The sequence below is a fragment of the Pseudomonas sp. NPDC089743 genome (assembly GCF_044748785.1).
GTDB classification, from domain to species: domain Bacteria; phylum Pseudomonadota; class Gammaproteobacteria; order Pseudomonadales; family Pseudomonadaceae; genus Aquipseudomonas; species Aquipseudomonas putida_X.
In genome coordinates, this window is the sequence record NZ_JBIVGS010000002.1 from 325,905 (window position 1) to 349,344 (window position 23,440).

The following is a 23,440-nucleotide window of genomic DNA, read 5'->3' on the forward strand; positions in this document are numbered from 1 at the left end:
TTAGTATGCCGCCGCGCTCACCGGTTTATAGCGAGTCTAACCAGCTTTGCTGGCCGTGGCAGGGCATTTAGCCAGTATTTGAAGGTTACCTTCAGCAATCGTTCCATCCAATCGTAACGATCGGTATCCTCATGGAACTTCTGACGCTGGCCGGCGCCCAGAATAAAGACATTCTTCTGGTACAGGATCACAAAATGCACCTCTTGGTAGTCGAAGATGACGACATCGTCCGTATGTTGATGGTCGATGTGCTCGACGAACTGGGCTCCGAACTGGGCTTCGAAACCCTCGAGGCGAGTTGCGCCCACGCCGCGCTGGCGATCCTTGAAAACCCAGACCAGTCGCTGGCCCTGCTGATGACCGATGTCGGCCTGCCGGACATGCGCGGTGAAGAACTGGCAGCAAGGGCCCGTGCTCTGCGGCCCACCCTGCCTGTGCTGTTTGCCAGCGGCTACGCCGAAAGCCTCGATGTTCCCGAGGGCATGCACATGATTGGCAAGCCGTTCAGCATCGATCAGTTGCGCGATAAAGTGTCCGCAATTTTGGGTCAGCGTTGACCTCGGTAGCGCCTCTTCGCGGTTTACCGTGAAGAGGCCGCCTCAAGCCCATGCCTCGCGCCGTAACAAATACGTGTCCATGATCCACCCCTTGCGCGCCCTCGCCTCTTCGCGCACCTGCAGAATCTGCGCTTTCACTGCCTGCAAAGGCCCGGCGATCAGCACTTCGTCCTGCGTACCCAGGTAAGCCCCCCAATAGATCACCAGCCCGGGGTCGTCGATGTGGGTAAAAGCGCATTGCCCGTCGAGCATCACCACCACATTGTCGATCTGCCCCTGTCGCGCCAGGCGCCGCCCCGGTAAAACCACCACGGGTTCGCCTATACGGTTGAGCGCAATCTGATGGCGCGCCGCCAGCGCCTGCACACTGCTGATGCCCGGGATAACCTGCAGGCGCAATGCCACCCCACGTTCGCGAACCAACTGCAGAACGCGCAGGGTGCTGTCATACAAGCCCGGCTCGCCCCATAGCAAAAAGGCGCCGACATCCTCACTGCGCATTTCATCGGTTATCAGCCGGGCGTACAAGGCTGCGCGCTGGTGGTGCCAGTCCTGGACCGCACTCACATAATCGTGCGCTTGAGCATCCCGCTGTGGGTCCGCTACCTGTACCCAGCGGTAGCCGCCCTGCGGCTTGTAACGATCGACGATGGTCTTGCGCAGGTTAACCAGTTCGTCTTTGTCCGAACCCTTGTCGAGCACGAAGAAGACGGTAGCGCGACCCAACGCCTCGACGGCCTCGAAGGTCACCTGGCGTGGGTCGCCCGGGCCGATACCAATCAACAACAGGTCTTTCATGGCTTAGCCCTGAACATGCACCAGCAGCCATTGTCGGCCGGTAGCGAGTGTTTGGCAAAGTGCACTCAAAAGATCGAGAAGCTATAGCTGACGATGACCCGTGTTTCGTCCATGTCACGCGCCCACTTTTCGTAGTTGCTGCGGTAAGTGGAATTGCGCAGGCGCACGCTGACGTCTTTGAAAGTACCGCTCTGTACCTGGTACTTGAGCTCGGTGTCGCGCTCCCACTCTTTGCCCTGGACATTACTGCCCGGGACCTTGATGTGGTCGCCATTGATGTAACGGGTGAAAAACGTCAGCCCCGGCACACCCAGGGCCTTGAAGTCATAGTCGTAACGCAACTGCCATGAGCGCTCCTGCGCGGCGGCGAAGTCGTTGACCTGTGCATAGTTGACCAAGTACGGGTTGCTACCATCGAGGTACGGCATGGCGTTTTCGCCATACATGCGCTGCCAGCCCGCACTGACCTTGTGGCCGCCCAGGTTGTACCCGAGCATCCCGCTGAAGGCGCGGTGATCGATCTGGCCTGCCCGGGCATTCCCGATGTCATCGCTCTTGATCAGGCGCAGGTCGGCCGACAGGCTGCCCACCGTAAGCGGCTGGCTGGCGACCAGGCCAAGGAAGTGCTGGCGGTAGATGTTTTCCAGCTTGGCTACTTGGTAGTGAGCACTGACCCGCTCATTGAAGCGGTAATCCAGCCCTGCCAGGTCGAAGTGGTCGGCTTCGATATCACAGGCATAGCGCTTGTTTTTGCAATGCACGCGAATGTCCTGGCGGTCGGTTGAATCGCGGGCGGTGTACTTGTTCAGGCGGGCCAGCGTGAACTTCATGTCGCGCACTGCTTCGGAAGTGAGCATGGCGCCGTGGAACATCGTCGGCAACAGGCGGCCATCGTTGTATTTCAACAGGGGAACATCGGGCATCAGCGAACCGTATTTGAGCACGGTAGCGGACACCTTGACCTTGGCGGCCAGGCCGAGCTTCGCGTATTGGTCAGCCGCGTGCCTTGGGTGATGACCCGAAGAAGGCAACAAACCGCTGTTACTGTCCGCCGGGCTGGAATCGAGCTTGATACCCAACATGCCCACTGCATCCACACCGACGCCTACCGGCCCTTCGGTATAACCCGACTGCACATTGAGCATGAAGCCTTGCGCCGACTCTTCCCGCTTGGACGCGCCCTGGCTGGAAGTACTGTGGCCGTCACGAAAATCCCGGTTGAAATAAACGGTGCGGGCTTCGACCTTGACACGGGTGTCTTCAACAAATCCGGCGGCCTGGGCGTGCGCACCGGCACACATCAGCAACAGGCCGGCAACTCGGCGCCCAGGGGCGGGAGAAAAAGGGGCAAACATGCGAGGGAACATCCAGAGAAAGGCAGAAATCAATGCACGGCGAAGGCGCGCGGCGCAGACAAGACCCGGCCGAACAATGCCCGACCATCATGGCAAATGATTGCGTGAAGGCGCTGGCCCGCACCATTGGACCATGGTCTAGAAACGCTGCACTGGCAGCCTGTCGCACATCGCAATTACCGCACGAAACACTTGTAAAGTTCCCTGGTTAATTGGAAAAGTTTGCGGTTTACCCAATTGCCACAAGTGTCTACACTCGTTATCAGCGAACAGTTAAAACCCACCGCGTGGCCGGCGTTATTTCTCTTCAATGTTCGTCACGCCCTGCCACAGATGCCGTACAGGAGTGATTACAGTGTCCAGACTTGCAGAGTTTCGTGCTGCCGAAAAAGCGCTCCAGGAACAGATGGCTCAACTGGAGGCGCTGAAAAAGGATGCCGGCCTAAAACGTGAAATCGAATTCGAGCAGAAACTAGTCGGCCTGATGAAAAGCTATGACAAAAGTCTGCGCGACATCATCGCCATCCTCGATCCCAAGGCCGTCACCCGGGGCGCCGCACCCAGTGCGCCAAAGCAACAACGCCGCCCGCGCGTGGTGAAAGTGTATGAAAACCCGCACACCGGCGAGCTGATCGAAACCAAAGGTGGTAACCACCGCGGGTTGAAGGCGTGGAAAGAACAGTACGGGGCCGGCACGGTGGAAAGTTGGCTGCGCTGATGAAACGTCAACGCGTGCTTCACACTTTTTTCACAAGGGCAGGCTCAATATCGAGACAGCTAAAGGACTAGCGACCCCATCACGCGCCCGCACACGCGGGCCTCTAATTCCAGCGCCCTGCACTCGTGCAGGGCGCTTTCATTTGCGCAATCGGTTCACTGCCGTATCATGGCTCTCCTGTCTGTTCCGCTGGCCCCGCTGCCAGCCCCGTTCCTGGAGTACCCATGAGCCTGCACGATCTGCAAAACCTGCCTGGCGTCACCGCACAGCCCGACAACGCCACTGCTCAATTCGTCTTCAACCACACCATGCTGCGGGTCAAGGACATCGAGAAGTCGCTGGACTTCTACACCCGTGTCCTGGGCTTCCGCCTGGTCGACAAACGCGACTTCCCGGAAGCGGCTTTCAGCCTGTATTTCCTGGCCCTGGTCGACCCAGCGCAGATTCCGGCCGACGACGCCGAGCGCCATCAGTGGATGAAGTCGATCCCCGGCGTGCTCGAACTGACCCACAACCACGGTACTGAAAACGATCCGGCGTTCGCCTATCACAACGGCAACACCGACCCACGTGGCTTCGGCCATATCTGCATTTCGGTACCGGACGTTCGCACGGCCTGCGCCCGCTTCGAAGCGCTGAACGTGCCGTTCCAGAAACGCCTGGAAGACGGCCGCATGAACCACCTGGCCTTCGTCAAGGACCCGGACGGCTACTGGGTCGAGGTGATTCAGCCCTCTGAACTCAAGGGCTGATCCAAGCCGCTGATCCTCGTCGGCGCGCGCTCGTCAGGCCGGGAACTCCCGGCCCCTCGCTGTGGTATATGAAGGTAACAGCTTCACTAGCCACAGCGAGGTAAGGACGATGCAATCTCTTCACTGTGAATACCGCGACCACACCATCACCGCCAGTGTGATGCCTCATCCCGACTCCCCTCTGCCCTACTCTGCGGGCTGCCTGATCACCGATCCGCAAGGCCACACCAGCAAGCGCCTGTCCATGCCGATGAAATTCTTCTCAGACCTTGAGAATGCTCAGCATGTGTCGCTGGCCCATGGCCGGGCCCTGGTGGACCAGCAGTTGGACAAGGGCCACAAGGCGTTCTGAATGTGGGTATGGATGGCCTCCTCACGGCTATGCCCGCGAGGAGGCCGCAAAAGCGGCGCTAGGCGCCCCGGGCGTAGGCCACTGCAGCCTCGACCTGCTCCCGTGTAGGCCGCACGCCGGTATACAGCACGAATTGCTCCAGGGCCTGCAACGCGATCACTTCCAAACCAGTGATCACCGGCTTGCCCAGGGCCTGGGCGTGCTGGATCAAGGGCGTCTGCGCCGGCATCGCCACCACATCGAAGACCCGCTGCGCGGCGGCGATGGCGTTCTCGCTGAACGCCAACTGGTGGGCCTCTTGCCCGCCTGCCATGCCGATCGGCGTCACATTCACCAGCATCGGCGGGCACCGGTCACCTAGCTCGGCGACCCAACGGTAGCCACATACATCAGCCAGCTGCCGCCCCGCCTGCTCATTGCGGGCGACGATGATGCCCTCTTTGAACCCCGCATCGCGCAGCGCACTGGCCACCGCCTTGGCCATGCCACCACTGCCGCGCAGGGCAAAGGCTGTGGACGGGTCGACACGATGCTGTTCGAGCAACTGCCGCACTGCCAGGTAGTCGGTGTTGTACGCTTTGAGATGACCTGCCGTGTTGACCACCGTGTTCACCGACTCGATGGCTGCCGCCGACGGGTCAACCTCATCGACCAAGGCCATGCAGGCCTCCTTGTACGGCATGGAAACCCCACAGCCGCGGATGCCCAGCGCGCGGATACCTGCCACAGCGGCCGGCAAGTCATGGGTGCTCATCGCCTTGTAGTAATAATCCAGACCCAGTTGCCGGTACAGGTGGTTATGAAAGCGAACGCCAAAATGGCCTGGCCGGCCCGCCAGGGAAATGCACAGCACGGTGTCTCTGCTGGGAGTTGACGTCATCAATCGCTCCTTGCTCGTAGCTGAAACGTTTGTTCAGCGTAACAGACCTGCCCGTTTATCGTCCTTACACAACCTTTACCGTTTCCCTGCGCTCAGCTGACAGTGCTACGGGCGATAGTACGGCAGCGTCGAGAACAGTTGATAAAGCTGATGAACACTATTGAGCGAGTCGATTTCAAACCTCGCTGGCCACTGCGTAAGGTAGCGGCATGTTTACAGGAGGTCCCTATGGCCACTATTCAGATCATGTCCGTCGTCGGCAGTGCCGTCCCCTCGACTCTGCGTGAGCAGGGGCTGCTGGCATGCTGGTACCTGGTGCGCAACGGTGAAGCGGTCAGCGGACCGTTGGCAACCCGTGCATCCGCCCAGGCCCTTGCCGATCGACTCAAGGACGACTGCCTGCTCGCTTGAAACGAATGTGTTGTGCGTTGCTCCCTGCCCTGTTCTGGCCCGCCTTCGGCGGGTCTTTTTTTGCCGGCGTGAAACCGACGAACGGATGGAGCATAACCGTTACAGCATGAAGGTTTTTTCATTTCGGCCAAGTGGCTGGACGAGTATTCGACAGCACTTGAGCCATACTCCACAATGCAGCGGTTTTTGGGGGAAAACCCTTGCACAGCCAACGACATACCAACTTTTAGTGAGCCTGAACGTGAAAACATCCCTGTCCATCCTCAGCCTGCTGCTGTTGCTCACAGGTACCGCGACCCTACCGTCGACCGCTGCTGCACAACCCCCAGCCCAGATTCAACGCGACCCCTCAAAGCTGCATCTGGCTTCCGGCAGCGCCCTGCTGATCGACCTCAATACCAACAAAGAATTGTATTCGAGCCACGCCGACCGAGTGGTACCGATTGCCTCGGTGACCAAACTGATGACCGCGATGGTGGTGCTGGACGCCAAGCTGCCCATGGATGAGATGCTCACCATGACCATCGCCAACAACCCGGACATGAAAGGCGTGTACTCGCGCGTGCGTCTGGGCAGCCAGCTCAACCGCCGCGAAACCCTGCTCATCACCCTGATGTCGTCGGAAAACCGCGCCGCCACGTCCCTGGCCAACCACTACCCAGGGGGCTACCCGGCTTTCATCAAGGCCATGAACGCCAAAGCCCGCAGCCTGGGCATGGCCCACACCCGCTATGTCGAGCCAACCGGCCTGTCGACGCACAACGTCTCCAGCGCCCGCGACCTGGCCAAACTGCTGATGGCGTCACGCAAATACCCGATGCTCAGCGAGCTGTCGACCACCCGCGAAAAAACCGTGGCCTTCCGCAAGCCCAACTACACACTGGGCTTTCGCAACACCGACCACCTGGTCAACAAGAGCAACTGGGACATCACGCTGACCAAGACTGGCTTCACCAATGAGGCCGGGCATTGCCTGGTGCTGCTCACGCGCATGGACAACCGCCCGGTGGCCATGGTGATCCTCGATGCCTTCGGCAAGTACACCCACTTTGCCGATGCCAGCCGCATGCGCCAGTGGCTTGAGACCGGCACCGCCAAACCCGCACCGGCCGTCGCGATGCAGTACAAGTCGGACCGCCAGAACAAGAGCCGGCTGGCTTCAGAGTAAGGGTTCAGCTCGGCTGGCCCGTTTGCGGCGCTGTCCGCAGGCGGGCCGGCTTGCCTGCACTCAGGCCTGAGTGTTGACGACCGTACCCGCCGTGCTGCCACCGGTCTGCTGCAACGCTTCGAGCAGTTGCGCCGTGGCCGTCATGATCTGGCCGGTGATCGTCGCAATGCTCGACTGCCTGGCACTCACGGCAGCGGTTTTGGCCGTCTCTTCCATGTTCTTCGCCATCAGGCTGGCCAGTTGCTTCTGCTCTTCGGCCAACTGCTTTTGCAGCTGCTTGATCATCTCGCGCAATTGCTTGATGTGCGCAGGCTCCGAGCTCTCATCGCTTTGCTGCGCACCTTGCGCACCGCCGCCACCCTGAGCCTTGGGCGTTTCTGCCGACGCGGCGGGCGCTGCACTTTTCTGTGCGTCTTCGCTTTTTACCGCTTCAGTGCTGCCGGTGGCCTGCGCCGAGACGTTGTTGAGGGTGATTGCCGCGATACCTGTCATGTTCCGGTCCCTGCCTTGAAATAGGTCCTTGCGTTGACCTGCCTATCGGCCGCGCAGCGCAGTTCTTTAGCCTGCCAGCAGGCCGTGGACGATGCGTTCAGTAAATTCCCCGGTGCATGGCTCGTTCCAACCAATGTACTCACGCAGGCGCCGGAGCCCCGGCGGGCGCACACATTCGACCATTATGGGATCGCAGCCATGAGCCAGTCTTCAAACCCAGAAACCATCAAGGATCTGATCGGCGTGGGCTTTGGCCCTTCCAACCTGGCCTTGGCCATCGCCCTGGAGGAACTCGCCCAGACCCAGGGCCGTGCCCTCGACGCGCTGTTCATCGACAAGCAGGAGCAATACCGCTGGCATGGTGAAACGCTGGCGACCCAGAGCGAGTTGCAGATATCCTTCCTCAAGGACCTGGTGTCGCTGCGCAACCCCACCAGCCCCTACAGTTTCGTCAACTACTTGCACCAGAAGCAGCGCCTGGCCGACTTCATCAACCTGGGCACCTTCTACCCCTGCCGCCTGGAGTACAACGACTACCTGCGCTGGGCCGCCGAACATTTCGCCACTCAAGCCGTCTATGGCGAGCACGTGCTGCGCATTGAGCCAGAGGTGAAGGCTGGCCGGGTCGAGCATTTGCGCCTGGTTTCGCAAGATGCGCAGGGGCGTGAATACAGCCGCCGTACCCGTTCGGTCGTGGTGGGCACCGGCGGCACGCCGAAAATCCCGGAAAAATTCGGCGCCTTCAAGGACGACCCGCGGGTCTTCCACCACTCCCAGTACCTGAGCAGCCTGAACAAGTTGCCCTGCGCCGAAGGCAAACCCATGCGCATCGCGGTAATCGGCTCTGGCCAGAGCGCCGCCGAAGCCTTCATCGACCTCAACGACAGCTATCCGTCGGTCAAGGTCGACATGATCCTGCGCGGTTCGGCGCTCAAGCCCGCAGACGACAGCCCATTCGTCAACGAGATCTTCTCGCCCGACTACACCGACCTTGTGTACAACGAGCCGGCCGAGCAGCGTGCCAAGCTGCTGGGTGAATACCACAACACCAACTACTCCGTGGTCGATCTGGACCTGATCGAGCGCATCTACGGCATCCTCTACCGCCAGAAGGTTTCGCACAAGGTGCGCCACAACGTGCTGTGCCGCCGCCAGGTGGAAGCGGTTGTCGCCACCCGCCACGGCATCGAACTCACCCTGCGTGACCTGGCCACCGACCAGCATCAGACCCACCGTTACGATGCGGTCATTCTGGCAACCGGTTACGAGCGCCGCTCGCATCGCGACCTGCTGGCGCCGCTGGCCGGTTACCTCGAGGACTTCAACGTCGATCGCAACTACCGGGTACTGTCCAGCCCGGACCTTGAAGCTTCGGTGTACCTGCAAGGTTTCTGCGAGGGCAGCCATGGCCTGAGCGACACCCTGCTGTCGGTACTGCCGTCGCGCGCCGCCGAAATCGGCCAGGCGCTGTACCAGGACCTCGCGCGCCGACATGACAGAGCGCAACCGTCGGTCGCCCTCACCAGCGCCTGATCCTTCAAGGCCCGCAAGCCGACACGGCGCCCCGCGCCCTGTCGGCTTTTGCTTTTCTGAAACATTTGCTTGCATTTAAATAGGCAGGATTTCCATTCTCATTCGTCTTTATAGATGCAGCCCTTGTGGTTGGGCTTATGCTCGACCCTCATTTTCAGAAGACCGACCCATGGCCAAATCAAGCAAAAAATCCAAGTCCAAGCTGTGGTTCCTGGTCCACAGCTGGCTCGCCCTACCGATCTGGTTCTTCGTGCTGATCGTCTGCTTCACCGGCATGCTTGCCGTGGTCAGCCAGGAAATCGTCTGGCTGGCCAACCCCGATGTGCGCGCCAGCAAGCCTGACGACAGCGCCGAACGCCTGAGCTTCCAGCAGGTGCTGGACGCCCTGCACAAGGCCGAACCGGATATGGTGGTGCGCACACTGAGGCAGCCAGACGGTTCGCACTTCGCCCTGAACGCCGGGGTGACCCTGCCCGACGGCAGCAGCCCGACGCTGTACGTCAACCCCTACACCGGGGCCATCCAGGGCAAGGTCCCTGACTTCAACTTCGAAGCGTTCACCCGTGCCCTGCACGGCTGGTGGCTGGTGCCCTTCACCAATGGTTTCAGCTGGGGCTGGTACCTGGTTTCGCTGCTGGGCCTGCCGATGCTCGCTTCGCTGGTGACTGGCCTGGTGGTGTACAAGAAATTCTGGAGAGGCTTCTTCAAGCCCGTGCGCACCGGCCATGGCTCGCGCATCTTCTGGGGCGACCTGCATCGCCTGGCCGGGGTCTGGTCGATCTGGTTCATCGCGGTCATTGCCATCACCGGCACCTGGTTCCTGATCCAGGCGATCCTGTTCGACAACCACATCACCATCTCCAGCCAACCGATCACCCCCGTGATCGCCCGGGAAGATGTACCGCAAACCGCCGATGGCAGCCCTGCCCCGCGGATCGACCTGGACGAAGCGGCGCGCATCGCCGGCCTGGCCATCCCTGGCCTGGAAATCAACGCCATCTCGCTGCCCGCCACGGCCTACAGCCATATCACCCTCAATGGCCCGGGCTGGTACCCGCTGATGTTCCAGACTGCCAACGTCAACCCCTACACACGCAAGGTCGACAGCCAGTTCCTGATCAGCGACCGCTCCGCCCTGGAGTTCGTCACCGAATCCATGCGCCCACTGCACACCGGCGACTTCGGCGGCCTGCCGGTCAAGCTGATCTGGTTCTTCTTCGGCCTGCTGCTGACCCTGATGGTATTCAGCGGCCTGCTGATCTGGACCAAGCGTACCGCCCAGGCAACCGCCGCCGCCCTCAAGCGCAGCGAGCGTGCGCCCCGGCCCCGCGCCACCGCCAGCGACACCCCTGTGGAGATCCGCCCATGAGCCAGGCCCAGGCCCTGCCCACCCGCCCATTCAAGCAATGGTGGCTGAAGTGGCGCTTTCACTTGAACATTCTGCTGATCCTCATCCCGCTGGGCTTCATGCCCAAGTATTTCGCCGACGCCAAGCTGTTTCGCGGTGATGCCGGGCTGGGCGTGAACCAGGTCAGCGATATCCAGGTCGGCCCCTACACGCTGGACTTGGCCGAGCTGCGCAGCGAAGCCCCCCGCGCCGACGGCCCGGCGGGCTACTTCAAGAGCTTCAACGCCGCCCTTTGCAAAGCCTGCATCGACGACGTCAAAGCCGTGTACCTGCGCGTTGGCAAACCTCGCAGCCTGCGCGCCGCCGGCAGCATCTTCTTCGGCGCGCCCTACCGCATGGTGACCAACCTGCCGATCCCTGAGCGCACCAAGCCAGACGCGCAGATCTGGATCACCGTCGAAGGCTGGGACGGCAGCATGCACCAGGCATCGGTACCGCTGAGCAAGGCTTCGCCAGCCACCGTGGCCTGGCTCGAAAAACAAGGAGGCAAGAAATGAAGCGCATGATCCGCAGGCTCGCCCTGCCCCTGCTGGTGCTGGCCGCCGGCCCGGCCCTGGCACACAACCCGATGTGCGAATGCGAAGAGGTCGATGGCGGCCAGGTCAAGTGCACCGGTGGCTTCTCGGACGGCAGCGGCGCGCCGGGCGTGACCCTGGACGTGATCGGCTACGACGAGCAAGTACTGGTCGGCGGCAAGCTCGGCGATGACTCGACGCTGACCTTCAAGCGCCCCGACGGCGAGTTCTACGTGCTGTTCGATGCCGGCCCCGGCCACGTGGTGGAAGTCGACCACGCCGACATCGCGCAACCATGAGCGGCCCAACCATGAGCCGCACCCACGTGGTGCGCCCCGCCGGCGCCGGGCACGAAACCCTCTACGTGCTGCTGGTCAGCCTGCTGATCGTCATCGTCGCGGCCGGCGTGGTGCTGCTGCGCGGTGAACGCGAAGACGAGCAGGCCATCGCCAGCCACCAGATCGACGCACGCCGCGACCTGACGCCCGCCGAGCAAGGCATCTACACCGACCTTCGCGTGGCCTACGACGAGATCCAGTTGCTGCGCGAAGAAACCGCCGCCCAACCCAGTGTGGCGTCGTTGGCCGAGGAAGGCTTGCCACCCTTCGTGGTGGATGCCGGCAGCCAGAGCCGTGGCAGCCACCAATGGCAGTGGCTGGAGGCTGGTGCCTACCTCGGTCGCAGCCAGGCCCCAGAGGTCGCCGGCAGTTTTTTGCTGATCGTGGCGCACGAGCACAGCGGCCAGCCTGACGTCTGGCTGCACCGCGACAGCGCCACCGTGGTGCCGCAAGACCTTGGCCAGGCAACCCTGACCGCCGCGGGCTGGCAGCAAGTGGTCAGCCATTACGACGCCGGGGTCACCCGCGAACACCGTCACTGAACCCAAGGAATTCCCCCATGTTGCGCTCCGCCCTCACCCTGTTCCTGGCCCTCGCGTTACCGGCCCTGGCCCTGGCCGACGCCGGCAAGCCGCTGCGCATTGGCATTACCCTGCACCCGTACTACAGCTATGTGAGCAATATCGTCGGCGACAAGGCCGAAGTGGTACCGCTGATTCCCGCAGGCTTCAACCCACATGCCTACGAGCCGCGTGCCGAGGACATCAAGCGGATCGGCACGCTGGACGTGGTGGTGCTCAACGGCGTCGGCCATGACGATTTCGCCGACCGCATGATCGCCGCCAGTGAAAAGCCCGACATCAAGACCATCGAAGCCAACCAGAACGTGCCGCTGCTGGCGGCCACCGGCATCGCCGCCCGCGGTGCCGGCAAAGTGGTCAACCCACACACCTTCCTCTCCATCAGCACCACCATTGCCCAGGTCAACAACATCGCCCGTGAACTGGGCAAGCTCGACCCGGACAACGCCAGGTTCTACACCCAGAACGCCCGCGCCTACGCCAAACGCCTGCGCGGTTTGCGCGCCGAAGCGCTGGCCAAGATCACCGAGGCGCCTGGCGCCAACTTCCGTGTGGCCACCATCCATGCCGCCTACGACTACCTGGTGCGCGACTTCGGCCTGGAGGTCACGGCAGTGGTCGAGCCAGCCCACGGCATCGAGCCGAGCCCGGCACAGCTGAAGAAAACCATCGACCAGCTCAAGGCGCTGGACGTCAAGGTGATCTTCTCGGAGATGGACTTCCCATCGGCTTATGTCGAGACCATCCAGCGTGAGTCCGGGGTGCGCCTGTATCCGCTGACGCACATTTCCTATGGCGAATACACCAAGGACAAGTACGAAGTGGAAATGAAGCGCAACCTCGACACCGTGGTCCGCGCCATCGAGGAGAACCGCGCATGACTGCGGCCGCCAACCTGATGGCGCGTGGCGGGCCGGGCATCGAGTTTGCAGGCATCGACCTGACGCTCGGGCGCACGCGCATCCTTGAGCAGGTCGAGTTCAGCGTCGCCGCTGGCAGCGTGCATGCCATTGTCGGGCCCAACGGCGGTGGTAAAAGCTCGCTGATCAAGACACTGCTCGGGCAGATGCCCCACCAGGGCCAACTGACCCTGCACTGGCCGGGCGAGCGGCAGGTGATCGGGTACGTACCCCAGGCGCTGGAGTTCGACCGCGGCCTGCCGATGACCGTGGACGACTTCATGGCCGCGATGTGCCAGCGCCGCCCGGCCTTTCTCGGCCTTTCGCGCCGCGTGCAACCGGCCATCGACACAGCGCTGGCGCAGGTCGGCATGCTCGACAAACGCAAGCGGCGCATGGGCGCCTTGTCGGGTGGCGAACGCCAGCGCGTGCTGCTGGCCCAGGGCCTGATCCCCGAGCCCCAGTTGCTGGTGCTCGACGAACCCATGTCAGCGCTCGATGAAGCCGGCATCCAGGTGTTCGAGCAGTTGCTGCAGAGCTGGCGCCAGGCCGGCACCACCGTGCTGTGGATCGAACACGACCTGCAAGCGGTGCTGCGCCTGGCCGACCGGGTCACCGGGCTGAGCCGCCAGGTGCTGTTCGACGCGCCACCTGCTCAAGCCCTCACCCCGGAACGCCTGCTGAGCCTGTTCTCCGTCCACCCGCGCAGCGAGAGCCGCACCTGATGAGCTATGAAGCATTCCGCCAACTGGTCCAGGAATGGGCCGGCGCTGGCTACCTGCCCGAGGCACTGGCCTACGGTTTCGTGATCAACGCACTGCTCGCCGGCCTGATGATCGGCCCGGTACTGGGCGGCCTGGGCACCCTGGTGGTGGTCAAGCGCTTTGCCTTCTTCTCCGAAGCCGTCGGGCATGCGGCCCTGACCGGGGTGGCCATCGGCATCCTGCTCGGCGAACCCTACACCGGGCCTTACGGCAGCCTGTTCGGCTACTGCCTGCTGTTCGGCATCCTGCTCAACTTCCTGCGCAACCGCACCGGGCTGTCGCCGGACACGCTGATCGGCGTGTTCCTTTCGGTGTCGCTGGCACTGGGGGCAAGCCTGCTGCTGATGCTGGCCGGCAAGATCAACGTGCACATCCTCGAAAACGTGCTGTTCGGCTCGGTGCTGACGGTCAGCGCGCAGGACCTGGTGGTGCTGGGCGTCGTCGCTGCCCTGGTGCTGGCGCTGGCCCTGCCACTGTACAACCGCATCATGCTGGCCAGCTTCAACCCACAGCTGGCCGCCGTACGCGGGGTGGCCGTGAAGACCCTGGACTACCTGTTCGTGGTGCTGGTGACGCTGGTAACGGTGGCGTCGGTGAAGGTGATCGGGGCGATCCTGGTCGGTGCCCTGCTGGTGATCCCCGCCGCTGCCGCGCGCCTGGTCAGCCAGTCGCTCAAAGGCTTTTTCTTCATCTCGGTACTGATCGCCACCCTGAGCACCCTGCTGGGCATCCTGTTGCCGATCGTCTTCGACCTGCCGGTACCATCGGGTGCCGCGATCATTCTGGTTGCCGGCATCTGCTTCGCCCTCGCGGCCCTGGCCCGCGCCCTCGTCCCACGCCTGCAAGGAAACCCGGCATGAACCTGAAACCGCTCACCCTGGCGCTGGCCCTCACCGGCCTGCCCTCGCTCGCCCTCGCCACCGAGGTGCTGACCACCCTGCCGGTGACCCATAGCCTGGCTGCTGCCTTGCTCGACGGCACTGCCGTGCAGCTCAAGCGCGCCGCGCCGGCCAACCTGCCAGCCAGCCGGCAGCCCTCGTACTTCAGCAGCCGTGGTGGCGCCAGCCTTGCCAAAGCCGCGCAACAGGCCGATGCGGTGATCGGCGTGCGCTCGATCTGGCGCGACGACCCGCTGTATCCAATGGCCCGGCGGAGCAATATCCGCATCGTCGAAATCGATGCTGCGCGGCCGGTGGACGGCGCCCTGCCGGGCATCGCGGTCACTGGCGACGACGCCTACGACGCCTACCCCTGGCTGAACCCGACCAACCTGGGGCGCATGGCCGATGTGCTGGCCAACGACCTGGAGCGCCTGGCGCCCGCCGACAAAGCGAAGATCCAGGGCAACCTGGCAGCGCTCAAGCGCCAGTTGCTGGAATTGACCGCCAGCAGCCAGACCAAGCTTGCCGAGCTCGACAACCTCAGCGTGGTCAGCCTGTCCGAGCGATTGGGCTATCTGGCCAGCGGTATGAACCTGGATGTGGTGGAACAGCCACTGCCGGCCGACGGCAAGTGGGATGAAGCCACGCTCAAGGCACTGGGCGAGAACCTCAAGGACCAGGACGTGGCACTGGTGCTCGATCATCGGCAGCCGGATGCGGCAGTGGCCGAGGTGATCAAGGCCTCGGGGGCCACCCTGCTGGTGGTCGAAAGTGACCCGCAAGACGCCGTGAGCGGGCTCAAGACCAGCATCGATCAGGTGGTCGGAGCGCTGAGCAAAGGGTGATACAGCCTGCGCCATGGCCCAATCCCCGGCTTGCCGGCGATTGGGCCACGGCAGGCCGCCCTAACGTTTCATGCACCGCTGGTAACGCTCATCCACCCTCCCCGCAAACCACGCCGTGGTCAGCTTGCGGGTGATCTTCGGGCTTTTCAGCTGGATCCCCGGCAACCTGGCGCGCGGCACCGGCTTGCCTGCGGCCGCGTCAGCCAGGGCGAACACCCCGCTGTACAGTTTGCTGTCTTCGAAGGCCAGGCTGTCGCCCAGCTCCAGCTGGCTGCGGATCTGCGGGTGACGCAGCCCCAGCTTCACACTCAGCTTGCGCGCTGCCTGCTCGGTATTGCCTGGCATGATCGCGCCGGGGGCGATCAGGTCGCCATCCAGGGCCAAGGGCACACCGGTCACCTTGCTCAGGGCTGCCTGAAACGCGGCATTGCGGCTGGCGTACCAGCCGGCGTTGAAGTCGGCGAAGCGATAGAGTTGGCGCTCGTAGTGCGCGGGGTAACCCAGCAGATGCCCGATACCGAAATACATGCCGCCACGACGGCTGAAGACCTCTTGGCGAATGGTGCCATCGTAGGTGTAGGGGTAGTCCTTGGCATGCTGTTCGGCAAACTCGACGCTGACCTGCATCGGCCCGCCGGTGTGCACCGGGTTCAGCCCACCCAGCAAGGTCCGGCCCAGCGGTAAACGGGTGATGAACTCGTCGTACAGCGCACTCAGTTGTTTCTCACTGCGCACGGCGAGCAGCCGCTGCTGATAAGTCTGGCCATTGCCCGAAGCCGTATTCAGTGCACCGTCCACCAGCAACCGCGGGATATGCAGGCTGGCGGCGCGTCGGTCGACCTCGGCACGCGCAATGCGCCCAAGGTTGGGGACCTGCGGGTCGGCGTTGAACGTCGATTCCTGTTCGGTCACTGCCAGCACCGCACACAGGTTGCTCTTGCTCGGCGCGATGCGCTGGGCTTCGAACGCCACCTGGATATCCTTGGCCCAACCCTCGCGGTCCTTGGCCTGGGCCGGCAACAAGCGCAGCAGCTGTGCACGCACCTTGGCGGGGTCGGCCTCGGGCGCCTCCTCGCGACGCCCGGCGCAGCCCTGCAGCAGCGCCAGGGCCATCAACCCGGCCGCCAACAGCCGGCCGTTCAGGGTTGCTCCCCGACCAGGTAGGTCTTGCTGATGTGGCGAAACTGCGGATGGCTGGCGTTGCCCATGAGTTCGAACAGCACCATTTCGCGGGTGACTACCTGCGCACCGGCCTGGCGCATCCGCGCCAGCCCTGCAGCCTTGTTGGCCAGGGTACGGCTGTCGCAGGCATCTTCGACCAGAAACACCTGCTTGCCCAAGGCCAACAGGCCAAGCACGCTCTGCAGCACGCAAACGTGGGTTTCCATGCCGCACACGATCACTTGCTCTCGCGCCAACAGGCTGGCTGGCAGGCACTGGGCGGCAACGCAGGAAAAATGGGTCTTTTCCACGACTTCAGCCGCAGGGGCGGCTGCAAGAAGTTCGGGCAGGGTATGCCCCAGGCCTTTGGGGTACTGTTCGCTGATGACGATCGGCAGCGCAAGATCGGTGCAGGCTGCCAGCAGCCAGCGGGCCCGGGCGCGGGTGCCCTCGGCATCGCTCATGGCGCCGATGAGCTTTTCCTGGATGTCGACGACCAGCAGCGTGGCCTTGTGGGGATCGATCAGCATTGTCTGCCTCTTGCCTGGGAAAACACCTAGCCTCCCCCAGGCAAGCGGCAACGTCAATCAGGCGCAGAGCCGATGCGGCGCCAGTGCTGCAGTCAGCGCCGTGAGCACGCGATCCTCCTGCTCATGGATGAAGAAGTGGCTGCCCGCAAACATCTGCAAGGTGAACGCACCCTGGGTTTCCTGGCCCCAGGCGCGCAGCTGCGCTTCACTGGCGCGGTCGTCTTGCCCACCCAGCACATGCAGCGGGCACGCCAGCAGAGGCCTCGGGCGGTAACGGTAACGGCCGCAGAGCAGAAAATCGGCACGCAGGATCGGTAACGTCAGGCTCATCAGCTCAGCGTTGGCCAGCACCTCCTCCGGCGTGCCATTGAGCGCCCGCAGTTCGTTGCGCAGCTCGTCATCGCTCTTGGGGTCGCGCCAGTTCTTGCCGTCGTAGTCTTCACGCCGGGTGGGCGCCGCTGTACCGCAGGCGAACAGCGCCACCGGTGACGGGCAGCCCAGCGCCTGCAGCTCGTGGGCCAGCTCGAAGGCCAGCAGCGCCCCCAGGCTATGGCCGAGCAACGCATAAGGTGCGGCAGCGGCCAGGCGCTGTTCGGCGGCCAACTGCCGGGCCAAGGCCTGCATGTCGGTGTGCAACGGCTCGCCCATGCGTGCGCCGCGCCCAGGCAATTCGACCGGGCGTACCTGCAGCCAGGCGGGCAACTTGCGCCGCCAACGGCTGAAGACCATGGCACTGGCCCCGGAATAAGGCAGGCACAGCAGGTTGAGCGCGGTCACTGTGCGGCAGCGTCAGCCATCTTCTGACGCAGGCTCAGCGGGCGCATATCGGTCCACACTTCATCGATGTAGGCCAGGCAGTCCTTTTTCAGCCCGCTCTTGCCCACAGCGCGCCAGCCGTTGGGGATCGCCTTGTAATCGGGCCAGATGGAATATTGCTCTTCGTGGTTGACCACTACCTGGAACTGGATATCGTCGCGGTCGAAAACGGAAGTCATTGCCTGTCTCCTTGAGTGATGGATGCCGCTACGCACCTGGCGTAGGGCGGCTCTCTGGTAGACGTAGGAAGCTTCCCGAAAATTAGCGATTGGGCATGACAACGTCTGGGCCTCAGGCATCCCTGAGCAAGTCATGGGTGTCCAGCAAGCGGTAAGCCACCTGCGGGTTGCGCTCCAACCCTCGGCGGATGGCCGCCGGAATCGACTGGCGGGTCTTGCGGCACAAGCCAGGCTGGTCGTCGAGTTCGATGACGATTCCGCGCATGGTCCGCACCTCGTTGTAACCGGGAGCGATGTGAACCCGGATGCCCAGGTTCTCGTACATCCTGGCCTGCAAGCGCTGCAGGTCATCGAGGTCCTTGAGGTTTTCCAGCCGCTCGATCAGGCGCTTCTCCTCCTGGCGGGTGAGCAAGAGGATGCGCTGGGCCGCAGGCGGCTGCGCGGCCAAGTGCTCGCGGCCGCAGTCACAGGCGCCAGGTGGGCAAGGTTGGCGTAAGGCAGGTGCTGTGCTCATGGGCCAAGCATAGCGCGTCGCGGCGAGCGCATGAGCAGCAAAATTGGCGGCTGACCCCACAACGGCTAAAGCTGCGCCAGCCGCTCGCGCAAGAACTCGACGAACCCCTGCACCGGCCTGGCCACCTGCCGATGCTGCGGATACACCGCCGACAATTGCAACGCCGGCGGCGTCCAGTCTTCCAGCACCCTCACCAGGCGCCCGTCCGCCAACGCCTGCCCCACGATGAAGGTCGGCAGGTAAGTCACCCCCATCGCGGCAATCGCCGCGTCCCTGAGCAACTCACCGTTATTGGCGCGCATGCGGCCGGCCACTGCGATTGCCTGAGCCCTGCCCCCTTGGGTGAACTGCCATTGCACTTGCCGTGAATGGCCATAGGGCAGGCAGTCATGCTCGGCCAGCAGCTCGGGCCGCTGCGGCGCGCCCCGCGCCTGAAGATACGCAGGGCTGGCGCAATACACCCGCTCGACATCGGCAATGCGCCGCGCGATCAGGCTGGAATCCTCCAGTGCACCGATACGCAAGGCCAGATCATAACCCTCGCCGATCAGGTCCACGGGCCGATCGCTCAGGTCCACCTCCACATTCACCTGTGGGTGCAAGCGCAGGAACTCGGTCAACAGGCACCCCAGGTGCGCCATGGCGAACGACAACGGCGCGCTCAAGCGCAGGGTGCCGCGCAGGGCCTGGGCCTGGCCGCTGATGTCGTGCTCCACCTGCTGTACCTCACCCAGCAAGCGCAAGGCCGACTGGTAGTAATGCTGGCCCAGCGGGGTGGCATCCAGGCGCCGGGTGGAGCGGTTGAGCAGGCGTACGCCCAGGCGCTCTTCGAGCTGCATCAGGCGCCGGCTGACCGACTGCTTGGACATGCCAAGGCGGTCGGCGGCGGCGGTAAAACTGCCGGCCTCCATGACCTGGGCAAAAATGCGCATGTCTTCGTACGGGTTCATTGTCTCGCTCTTGGTGACAGTCAAACGCTTTATAGCGGCTTTTTCCCATCATTGCATCTGCCTACTCTACGCACAGGTCGCAGCGATGGCCGCCAAGGCCAGGCGATACGCCCACCCACAACCCGTGCCCAGAAAAGGATTCGCCCATGAACATTGTCCACAAAACCCTCAGTGCCGGCCTGCTGGCCTTGTCTGCAACCAGTGCACTGGCAGCAGGTAGCCCAGGTGTCGAGCAGCACACCCAGGCTTTCCTTGAAGCCTTGGAAAAAGGCGGTGGCAAGCCGCTCGAACAACTCAGCCCTAAAGATGCCCGCGCCGTGCTGGCCGGTGCCCAGGCGTCGGTGAAGGTGGACCTGTCTGGCATCGAAGTGACAGCACGTACCATCAAGGTCAACGGTGAGGCGATCAAGCTGCAGATCGTGCGCCCGGCCAACGTCCAAGGTGAGTTGCCGGTGTTCATGTTCTTCCATGGCGGCGGCTGGGTGCTGGGCGACTTCCCGACCCACCAGCGGCTGATTCGCGATCTGGTGGTGGGTTCTGGCGCAGTGGCCGTCTATGTGGATTACACCCCCTCCCCAGAGGCGCACTACCCCACGGCAATCAACCAGGCCTACGCCGCGACCCGCTGGGTGGCCGAGCATGGCAAAGCGCTGGGTGTGGACGGCAGGCGCCTGGCCGTGGCCGGCAACAGTGTCGGTGGCAACATGGCGGCGGTGGTCGCGCTCAAGGCCAAAGAGGCCGGCACGCCCCAGTTGCGCTTCCAGTTGCTGTTGTGGCCGGTGACCGATGCCAGCTTCGAGACGGCTTCCTATAAACAGTTTGCCGAGGGCCACTTCCTCACCACAGGGATGATGAAGTGGTTCTGGGACAACTACACCACCGACGCCAAGGCCCGCGAGCAGATTTACGCCTCGCCGCTACGGGCCAGCAGCGAGCAGCTCAAAGGGTTGCCGCCAGCGCTGGTGCAGACGGCGCAGTTCGATGTGCTGCGTGATGAAGGTGAGGCGTATGCACGCAAACTGGATGCGGCCGGGGTGACGGTAACGTCGGTGCGCTACAACGGCATGATTCACGACTACGGGTTGCTGAACCCGCTGAGCGAGGTGCCTGCGGTGAAGGCGGCGATGCGCCAGGCGGCTGGGGAATTGAAGGTGCACTTGCAGTAAACCAAAGGCATGCCTTGATCGCTCTAGGCCCCTCCAGATCTAGCACTGCCCAGGCAGCGCTAGATCTCAGGCGCTCGTGGCGTACAGCGTTTCATTGTTCGCCATAAGCCGGGGGCCCCTGCCCGGGCCTCAATGCCCTGCCGACGCCGGCCCGGCCTTGGCAGCGAACGGTGGCTTGGCGAACCACACCAACAGGATCAGGCCGGCGAATACCCAGCCCATCAAGGTGAAGTAATCCACCGTCGACATCATGTAGGCCTGCCCGTTGAGTATCTGCTCCAGCTGCGCATAGCTTTGCGGGCTGGCCCCGCCCAGCTGCTCCAGCGTGTGCCGCGTCGCCGGGTCGAACTGGCTGATGTTCTCGCTCAGGTAGGCATGATGCTGGTCCGCCCGGCGGATCCAGATCCAGGTGGTCAACGACGCCGCAAAGCTGCCGCCCAATGTACGCAGGAACGTCGCCAGGCCAGACCCGTCGGCGATCTGGTGCGGCGGCAGGTCCGACAGCAGGATGCTCAAGGTCGGCATGAAGAACAGCGCTACACCGATCCCCATGAACAGTTGCACCAGGGCAATGTGCTGGAAATCCACCTCATTGGTGAAGCCTGCACGCATGAAACAGCTGGCGCCGATGGCCAAGAACGCCAACCCCGCCAGCACCCGCAAGTCGAACCGCTGCGCGTACTTGCCCACGAACGGCGACATGATCACCGGCAGCAGGCCGATCGGTGCCACCGCAAGGCCTGCCCAGGTGGCGGTGTAGCCCATCTGCGTCTGCAACCATTGCGGCAGGATCAGGTTGATGCCGAAAAAGCCTGCGTAGCCTCCCACCAGCACAATGGTACCGATACGGAAATTACGGTGCGCGAACAGCCGCAAGTTGACCACAGGATGGCGGTCGGTCAGCTCCCAGATGATGAAGATCGCCAGGAACACGACCGAGATCAGGCTGCCGATGATGATGAACGACGACTCGAACCAGTCCAGGTCATTGCCCTTGTCGAGCACCACCTGCAATGCGCCCACCCCCACGATCAAGGTCAGCAGGCCAATGTAGTCCATCGGCTGGCGGCTGGTGACCACCGGCCGTGCGCGCATCTGCTGACGCACCACTGCGGTAGCGAACAGGCCGATGGGCACGTTGATGAAGAAGATCCACGGCCAGCTGTAACTGTCAGTGATCCAACCGCCCAAAATCGGCCCGGCAATCGGCGCCACCACCGTGACCATCGCCAGCAACGCCAGCGCCATTCCCCGCTTGGCCGGCGGGTAGACAGCGATCAGCAGGGTTTGGGTCATCGGGTAAAGCGGCCCGGCCACCACACCTTGCAGCACACGAAAGCCCACCAGCTCTGGCATCGACTGCGAGATTCCGCACAGGAAGGACGCCAGTACGAACAGCAGCGTGGCCCAGATGAACAGTTTGACCTCACCGAAGCGCCGGCTGAGCCAGCCGGTCAGCGGCAAGGCGATGGCATTGCTCACCGCGAACGAGGTGATTACCCAGGTGCCCTGCTCGGAACTCACCCCCAGGTTGCCGGAAATGGTCGGCAAGGCGACGTTGGCGATGGTGGTGTCGAGCACCTGCATGAACGTCGCCAGCGACAGGCCTATGGTGGTCAGCAGCAGGCTCGGCGGGGTGAACTGCGCCGCAGCGTTGTTGCTCATCGTTGCGCCGTCTTGCCAGGGGCACTGTTGTCGTGGATCAGCCGAGCGATCAGACGGTCAGCTTCGACCAACTGACGGTCGTACACCTGGGTGGTGTAGCTGGCCTGCTGCGGCGGCTGCTGGGCGAGGGCCGGGCCACTCTGGTCGTGCAGGTCGACCTCGACCACGGTGGACAGGCCGATGCGCAGCGGGTGGTCCTTGAGCTGATCCGGGCTGAGGTGGATGCGCACCGGCACGCGCTGGACGATCTTGATCCAGTTGCCGGTGGCGTTCTGTGCCGGCAGCAAGGCGAAGGCGCTGCCGGTACCGGCGCCCAGGCTGTCGACCGTGCCGCTGTACTTGACGTCGCTGCCGTACAGGTCAGCGCTGATTTCCACGGGTTGGCCGATACGCATGTCGCGCAGCTGGGTTTCCTTGAAGTTGGCGTCGATCCACACCTCGTCCAGGGGGATGACTGCCATGGTCGCGGTGCCCGGCTGCAAACGCTGGCCGAGCTGCACGGTACGTTTGGCAACGTAACCGGTGACTGGCGCCACCAGCGTGGTGCGTGCGTGGTCCAGGTATGCCTGGCGCAGATCGGCGGCGGCGGCCATGACCTCGGGGTGCGAAGACACCACCGTGTCGTCCACCAGCGCCGTGCTGGTATTGAGTTGCTGACGGGCGCTGTTGACGGCGGCCTGGGCCACGGTCAGGTCGTCCCGGGCGTGGGAGATTTCTTCTGCGGCAATCGCGCCGCTGTCAGCCAGCACCTTGCGTCGGTTGTAGTTCTGCTGGGCCTTCTGCAGCTCGGCCTGGCGGGTCTGCAGCTGGGCCTTGAGGGAATCGACGTTGCTGTACAGGCCACGGACCTCTCGCACCGTGCGGGCCAGCTTGGCTTCGGCAGACTGCAGGGCCACCTCGCTGTCGGCGGGATCGAACTGCAGCAGCACCTGGCCGGCGTGCACCAGGTCGCCGTCATCGGCGCCAATGCTGGTAACGGTGCCGGTGACCAGCGGGGTGATCTCCACGACGTTGCCGTTGACGTAGGCGTCGTCGGTGCTTTCGTGCCAGCGCCCGATCAGGCTGTACCAGGCCCAGGCGCCAGCGCCGGCGAGCAGCACCACCAGCAACAGGCCAAGCAGCCAGACCTTGCGCTTGCGCGACGGTTCGGGTGCGGCGGAGGGAGTTGAGTTGTCTGCGTTATTGGCCATGACAATACCTTGGAATATGTAA

Annotated in this window: 28 protein-coding genes; 16 read left to right on the forward strand and 12 right to left on the reverse strand. The window is 63.3% G+C overall.

Annotated features, from left to right (window positions below; genetic code table 11):
• The first annotated feature begins 194 nt into the window (after positions 1 to 194).
• Positions 195 to 557 carry a response regulator gene (locus tag ACIPZC_RS04930; protein ID WP_400625237.1) on the forward strand — a complete coding sequence of 121 codons (363 nt, stop codon included), beginning with the start codon at positions 195 to 197 and terminating at the stop codon, positions 555 to 557.
• Between the two features lie 42 nt (positions 558 to 599).
• On the opposite strand, the gene cobF is transcribed toward ACIPZC_RS04930, so the two are convergent.
• Positions 600 to 1,355, reverse strand: a complete 756-nt coding sequence (cobF, locus tag ACIPZC_RS04935; protein ID WP_400625239.1) for a precorrin-6A synthase (deacetylating) — start codon at positions 1,353 to 1,355, stop codon at positions 600 to 602.
• A gap of 65 nt (positions 1,356 to 1,420) precedes the next feature.
• Positions 1,421 to 2,710 (reverse strand): OprD family porin, encoded by a 1,290-nt coding sequence (locus tag ACIPZC_RS04940; RefSeq protein ID WP_400625241.1) that lies wholly within the window; start codon positions 2,708 to 2,710, stop codon positions 1,421 to 1,423.
• A gap of 355 nt (positions 2,711 to 3,065) precedes the next feature.
• Here ACIPZC_RS04940 and ACIPZC_RS04945 point away from each other — a divergent pair, with 355 nt between their 5' ends.
• The 3 genes from ACIPZC_RS04945 (at position 3,066) to ACIPZC_RS04955 (ending at position 4,532) form a co-directional block, all read left to right on the forward strand.
• Complete coding sequence (locus ACIPZC_RS04945) at positions 3,066 to 3,428, forward strand: histone-like nucleoid-structuring protein, MvaT/MvaU family (protein ID WP_241806400.1); 363 nt, start codon at positions 3,066 to 3,068, stop codon at positions 3,426 to 3,428.
• Between the two features lie 224 nt (positions 3,429 to 3,652).
• The gene (gene gloA, locus ACIPZC_RS04950; protein ID WP_241806401.1) at positions 3,653 to 4,180 is read left to right on the forward strand and encodes a lactoylglutathione lyase; all 528 of its coding nucleotides are present in this window, start codon (positions 3,653 to 3,655) and stop codon (positions 4,178 to 4,180) included.
• A 109-nt stretch (positions 4,181 to 4,289) separates the two neighbouring features.
• Positions 4,290 to 4,532 (forward strand): hypothetical protein, encoded by a 243-nt coding sequence (locus ACIPZC_RS04955; protein WP_267823002.1) that lies wholly within the window; start codon positions 4,290 to 4,292, stop codon positions 4,530 to 4,532.
• Between the two features lie 58 nt (positions 4,533 to 4,590).
• Here the strand turns inward: ACIPZC_RS04955 and ACIPZC_RS04960 are convergent, their stop codons facing one another.
• Positions 4,591 to 5,412 (reverse strand): shikimate 5-dehydrogenase, encoded by an 822-nt coding sequence (locus ACIPZC_RS04960; protein ID WP_400625244.1) that lies wholly within the window; start codon positions 5,410 to 5,412, stop codon positions 4,591 to 4,593.
• A 228-nt stretch (positions 5,413 to 5,640) separates the two neighbouring features.
• On the opposite strand from ACIPZC_RS04960, the gene ACIPZC_RS04965 reads away from it, so the two are divergent.
• Together ACIPZC_RS04965 and pbpG are read left to right on the forward strand one after the other, a co-directional pair.
• Positions 5,641 to 5,823: a hypothetical protein gene (locus ACIPZC_RS04965; protein WP_012313987.1), complete on the forward strand. Its 183-nt coding sequence runs from the start codon at positions 5,641 to 5,643 to the stop codon at positions 5,821 to 5,823.
• A 241-nt stretch (positions 5,824 to 6,064) separates the two neighbouring features.
• On the forward strand, positions 6,065 to 6,991 hold the full coding sequence (gene pbpG, locus ACIPZC_RS04970; RefSeq protein WP_400625246.1) for a D-alanyl-D-alanine endopeptidase: 927 nt from the start codon (positions 6,065 to 6,067) through the stop codon (positions 6,989 to 6,991).
• Positions 6,992 to 7,051: 60 nt separating this feature from the next.
• Here pbpG and ACIPZC_RS04975 read toward each other — a convergent pair whose 3' ends face one another.
• Positions 7,052 to 7,483: a hypothetical protein gene (locus ACIPZC_RS04975; protein WP_400625248.1), complete on the reverse strand. Its 432-nt coding sequence runs from the start codon at positions 7,481 to 7,483 to the stop codon at positions 7,052 to 7,054.
• 198 nt (positions 7,484 to 7,681) lie between these two features.
• Between ACIPZC_RS04975 and ACIPZC_RS04980 the strand changes: the two genes are divergently transcribed.
• The 9 genes from ACIPZC_RS04980 to ACIPZC_RS05020 all read left to right on the forward strand — a co-directional run bounded on the left by ACIPZC_RS04980 (position 7,682) and on the right by ACIPZC_RS05020 (position 15,247).
• On the forward strand, positions 7,682 to 9,016 hold the full coding sequence (locus ACIPZC_RS04980; protein WP_241806406.1) for a lysine N(6)-hydroxylase/L-ornithine N(5)-oxygenase family protein: 1,335 nt from the start codon (positions 7,682 to 7,684) through the stop codon (positions 9,014 to 9,016).
• A gap of 169 nt (positions 9,017 to 9,185) precedes the next feature.
• A complete protein-coding gene (locus ACIPZC_RS04985; RefSeq protein ID WP_267822985.1) occupies positions 9,186 to 10,385 on the forward strand; it encodes a PepSY domain-containing protein in 1,200 nt (399 codons plus the stop codon).
• Positions 10,382 to 10,921 carry a thiamine pyrophosphate-binding protein gene (locus ACIPZC_RS04990; RefSeq protein WP_241806408.1) on the forward strand — a complete coding sequence of 180 codons (540 nt, stop codon included), beginning with the start codon at positions 10,382 to 10,384 and terminating at the stop codon, positions 10,919 to 10,921. The genes ACIPZC_RS04985 and ACIPZC_RS04990 overlap by 4 nt, the downstream gene beginning before the upstream one ends.
• Positions 10,918 to 11,238 carry a hypothetical protein gene (locus ACIPZC_RS04995; protein ID WP_241806409.1) on the forward strand — a complete coding sequence of 107 codons (321 nt, stop codon included), beginning with the start codon at positions 10,918 to 10,920 and terminating at the stop codon, positions 11,236 to 11,238. The genes ACIPZC_RS04990 and ACIPZC_RS04995 overlap by 4 nt, the downstream gene beginning before the upstream one ends.
• Positions 11,239 to 11,249: 11 nt before the next feature.
• Complete coding sequence (locus tag ACIPZC_RS05000; RefSeq protein WP_267823936.1) at positions 11,250 to 11,819, forward strand: DUF6162 family protein; 570 nt, start codon at positions 11,250 to 11,252, stop codon at positions 11,817 to 11,819.
• Positions 11,820 to 11,836: 17 nt separating this feature from the next.
• Positions 11,837 to 12,739 carry a metal ABC transporter substrate-binding protein gene (locus ACIPZC_RS05005; RefSeq protein WP_400625251.1) on the forward strand — a complete coding sequence of 301 codons (903 nt, stop codon included), beginning with the start codon at positions 11,837 to 11,839 and terminating at the stop codon, positions 12,737 to 12,739.
• A complete protein-coding gene (locus tag ACIPZC_RS05010) occupies positions 12,736 to 13,482 on the forward strand; it encodes a metal ABC transporter ATP-binding protein (RefSeq protein ID WP_400625253.1) in 747 nt (248 codons plus the stop codon). Before ACIPZC_RS05005 ends, ACIPZC_RS05010 begins: the two co-directional genes overlap by 4 nt.
• Positions 13,482 to 14,381: a metal ABC transporter permease gene (locus tag ACIPZC_RS05015; protein ID WP_241806412.1), complete on the forward strand. Its 900-nt coding sequence runs from the start codon at positions 13,482 to 13,484 to the stop codon at positions 14,379 to 14,381. Before ACIPZC_RS05010 ends, ACIPZC_RS05015 begins: the two co-directional genes overlap by 1 nt.
• Positions 14,378 to 15,247 carry a metal ABC transporter substrate-binding protein gene (locus tag ACIPZC_RS05020; RefSeq protein WP_400625255.1) on the forward strand — a complete coding sequence of 290 codons (870 nt, stop codon included), beginning with the start codon at positions 14,378 to 14,380 and terminating at the stop codon, positions 15,245 to 15,247. The genes ACIPZC_RS05015 and ACIPZC_RS05020 overlap by 4 nt, the downstream gene beginning before the upstream one ends.
• A 60-nt stretch (positions 15,248 to 15,307) precedes the next feature.
• On the opposite strand, the gene ACIPZC_RS05025 is transcribed toward ACIPZC_RS05020, so the two are convergent.
• The 6 genes from ACIPZC_RS05025 to ACIPZC_RS05050 form a co-directional block, all read right to left on the reverse strand.
• Entirely contained in the window at positions 15,308 to 16,360 is a 1,053-nt protein-coding gene (locus ACIPZC_RS05025) for a DUF1615 domain-containing protein (RefSeq protein WP_400625257.1), read from the reverse strand.
• A gap of 26 nt (positions 16,361 to 16,386) precedes the next feature.
• Positions 16,387 to 16,938 carry a hydrolase gene (locus tag ACIPZC_RS05030; protein ID WP_267822975.1) on the reverse strand — a complete coding sequence of 184 codons (552 nt, stop codon included), beginning with the start codon at positions 16,936 to 16,938 and terminating at the stop codon, positions 16,387 to 16,389.
• Positions 16,939 to 16,995: 57 nt separating this feature from the next.
• Positions 16,996 to 17,715 (reverse strand): thioesterase II family protein, encoded by a 720-nt coding sequence (locus tag ACIPZC_RS05035; RefSeq protein ID WP_400625259.1) that lies wholly within the window; start codon positions 17,713 to 17,715, stop codon positions 16,996 to 16,998.
• Complete coding sequence (locus ACIPZC_RS05040; protein WP_012313972.1) at positions 17,712 to 17,933, reverse strand: MbtH family protein; 222 nt, start codon at positions 17,931 to 17,933, stop codon at positions 17,712 to 17,714. Before ACIPZC_RS05040 ends, ACIPZC_RS05035 begins: the two co-directional genes overlap by 4 nt.
• A gap of 112 nt (positions 17,934 to 18,045) precedes the next feature.
• Positions 18,046 to 18,447 carry a hypothetical protein gene (locus tag ACIPZC_RS05045; protein WP_241806417.1) on the reverse strand — a complete coding sequence of 134 codons (402 nt, stop codon included), beginning with the start codon at positions 18,445 to 18,447 and terminating at the stop codon, positions 18,046 to 18,048.
• Between the two features lie 65 nt (positions 18,448 to 18,512).
• Entirely contained in the window at positions 18,513 to 19,397 is an 885-nt protein-coding gene (locus tag ACIPZC_RS05050; RefSeq protein ID WP_241806418.1) for a LysR family transcriptional regulator, read from the reverse strand.
• A gap of 146 nt (positions 19,398 to 19,543) precedes the next feature.
• On the opposite strand from ACIPZC_RS05050, the gene ACIPZC_RS05055 reads away from it, so the two are divergent.
• The gene (locus ACIPZC_RS05055; protein ID WP_400625262.1) at positions 19,544 to 20,563 is read left to right on the forward strand and encodes an alpha/beta hydrolase; all 1,020 of its coding nucleotides are present in this window, start codon (positions 19,544 to 19,546) and stop codon (positions 20,561 to 20,563) included.
• Between the two features lie 129 nt (positions 20,564 to 20,692).
• Here the strand turns inward: ACIPZC_RS05055 and ACIPZC_RS05060 are convergent, their stop codons facing one another.
• Together ACIPZC_RS05060 and ACIPZC_RS05065 are read right to left on the reverse strand one after the other, a co-directional pair.
• Entirely contained in the window at positions 20,693 to 22,228 is a 1,536-nt protein-coding gene (locus ACIPZC_RS05060; protein WP_241806420.1) for a DHA2 family efflux MFS transporter permease subunit, read from the reverse strand.
• A complete protein-coding gene (locus ACIPZC_RS05065) occupies positions 22,225 to 23,418 on the reverse strand; it encodes an HlyD family efflux transporter periplasmic adaptor subunit (protein WP_267822960.1) in 1,194 nt (397 codons plus the stop codon). The genes ACIPZC_RS05060 and ACIPZC_RS05065 overlap by 4 nt, the downstream gene beginning before the upstream one ends.
• Positions 23,419 to 23,440: the final 22 nt, after the last annotated feature.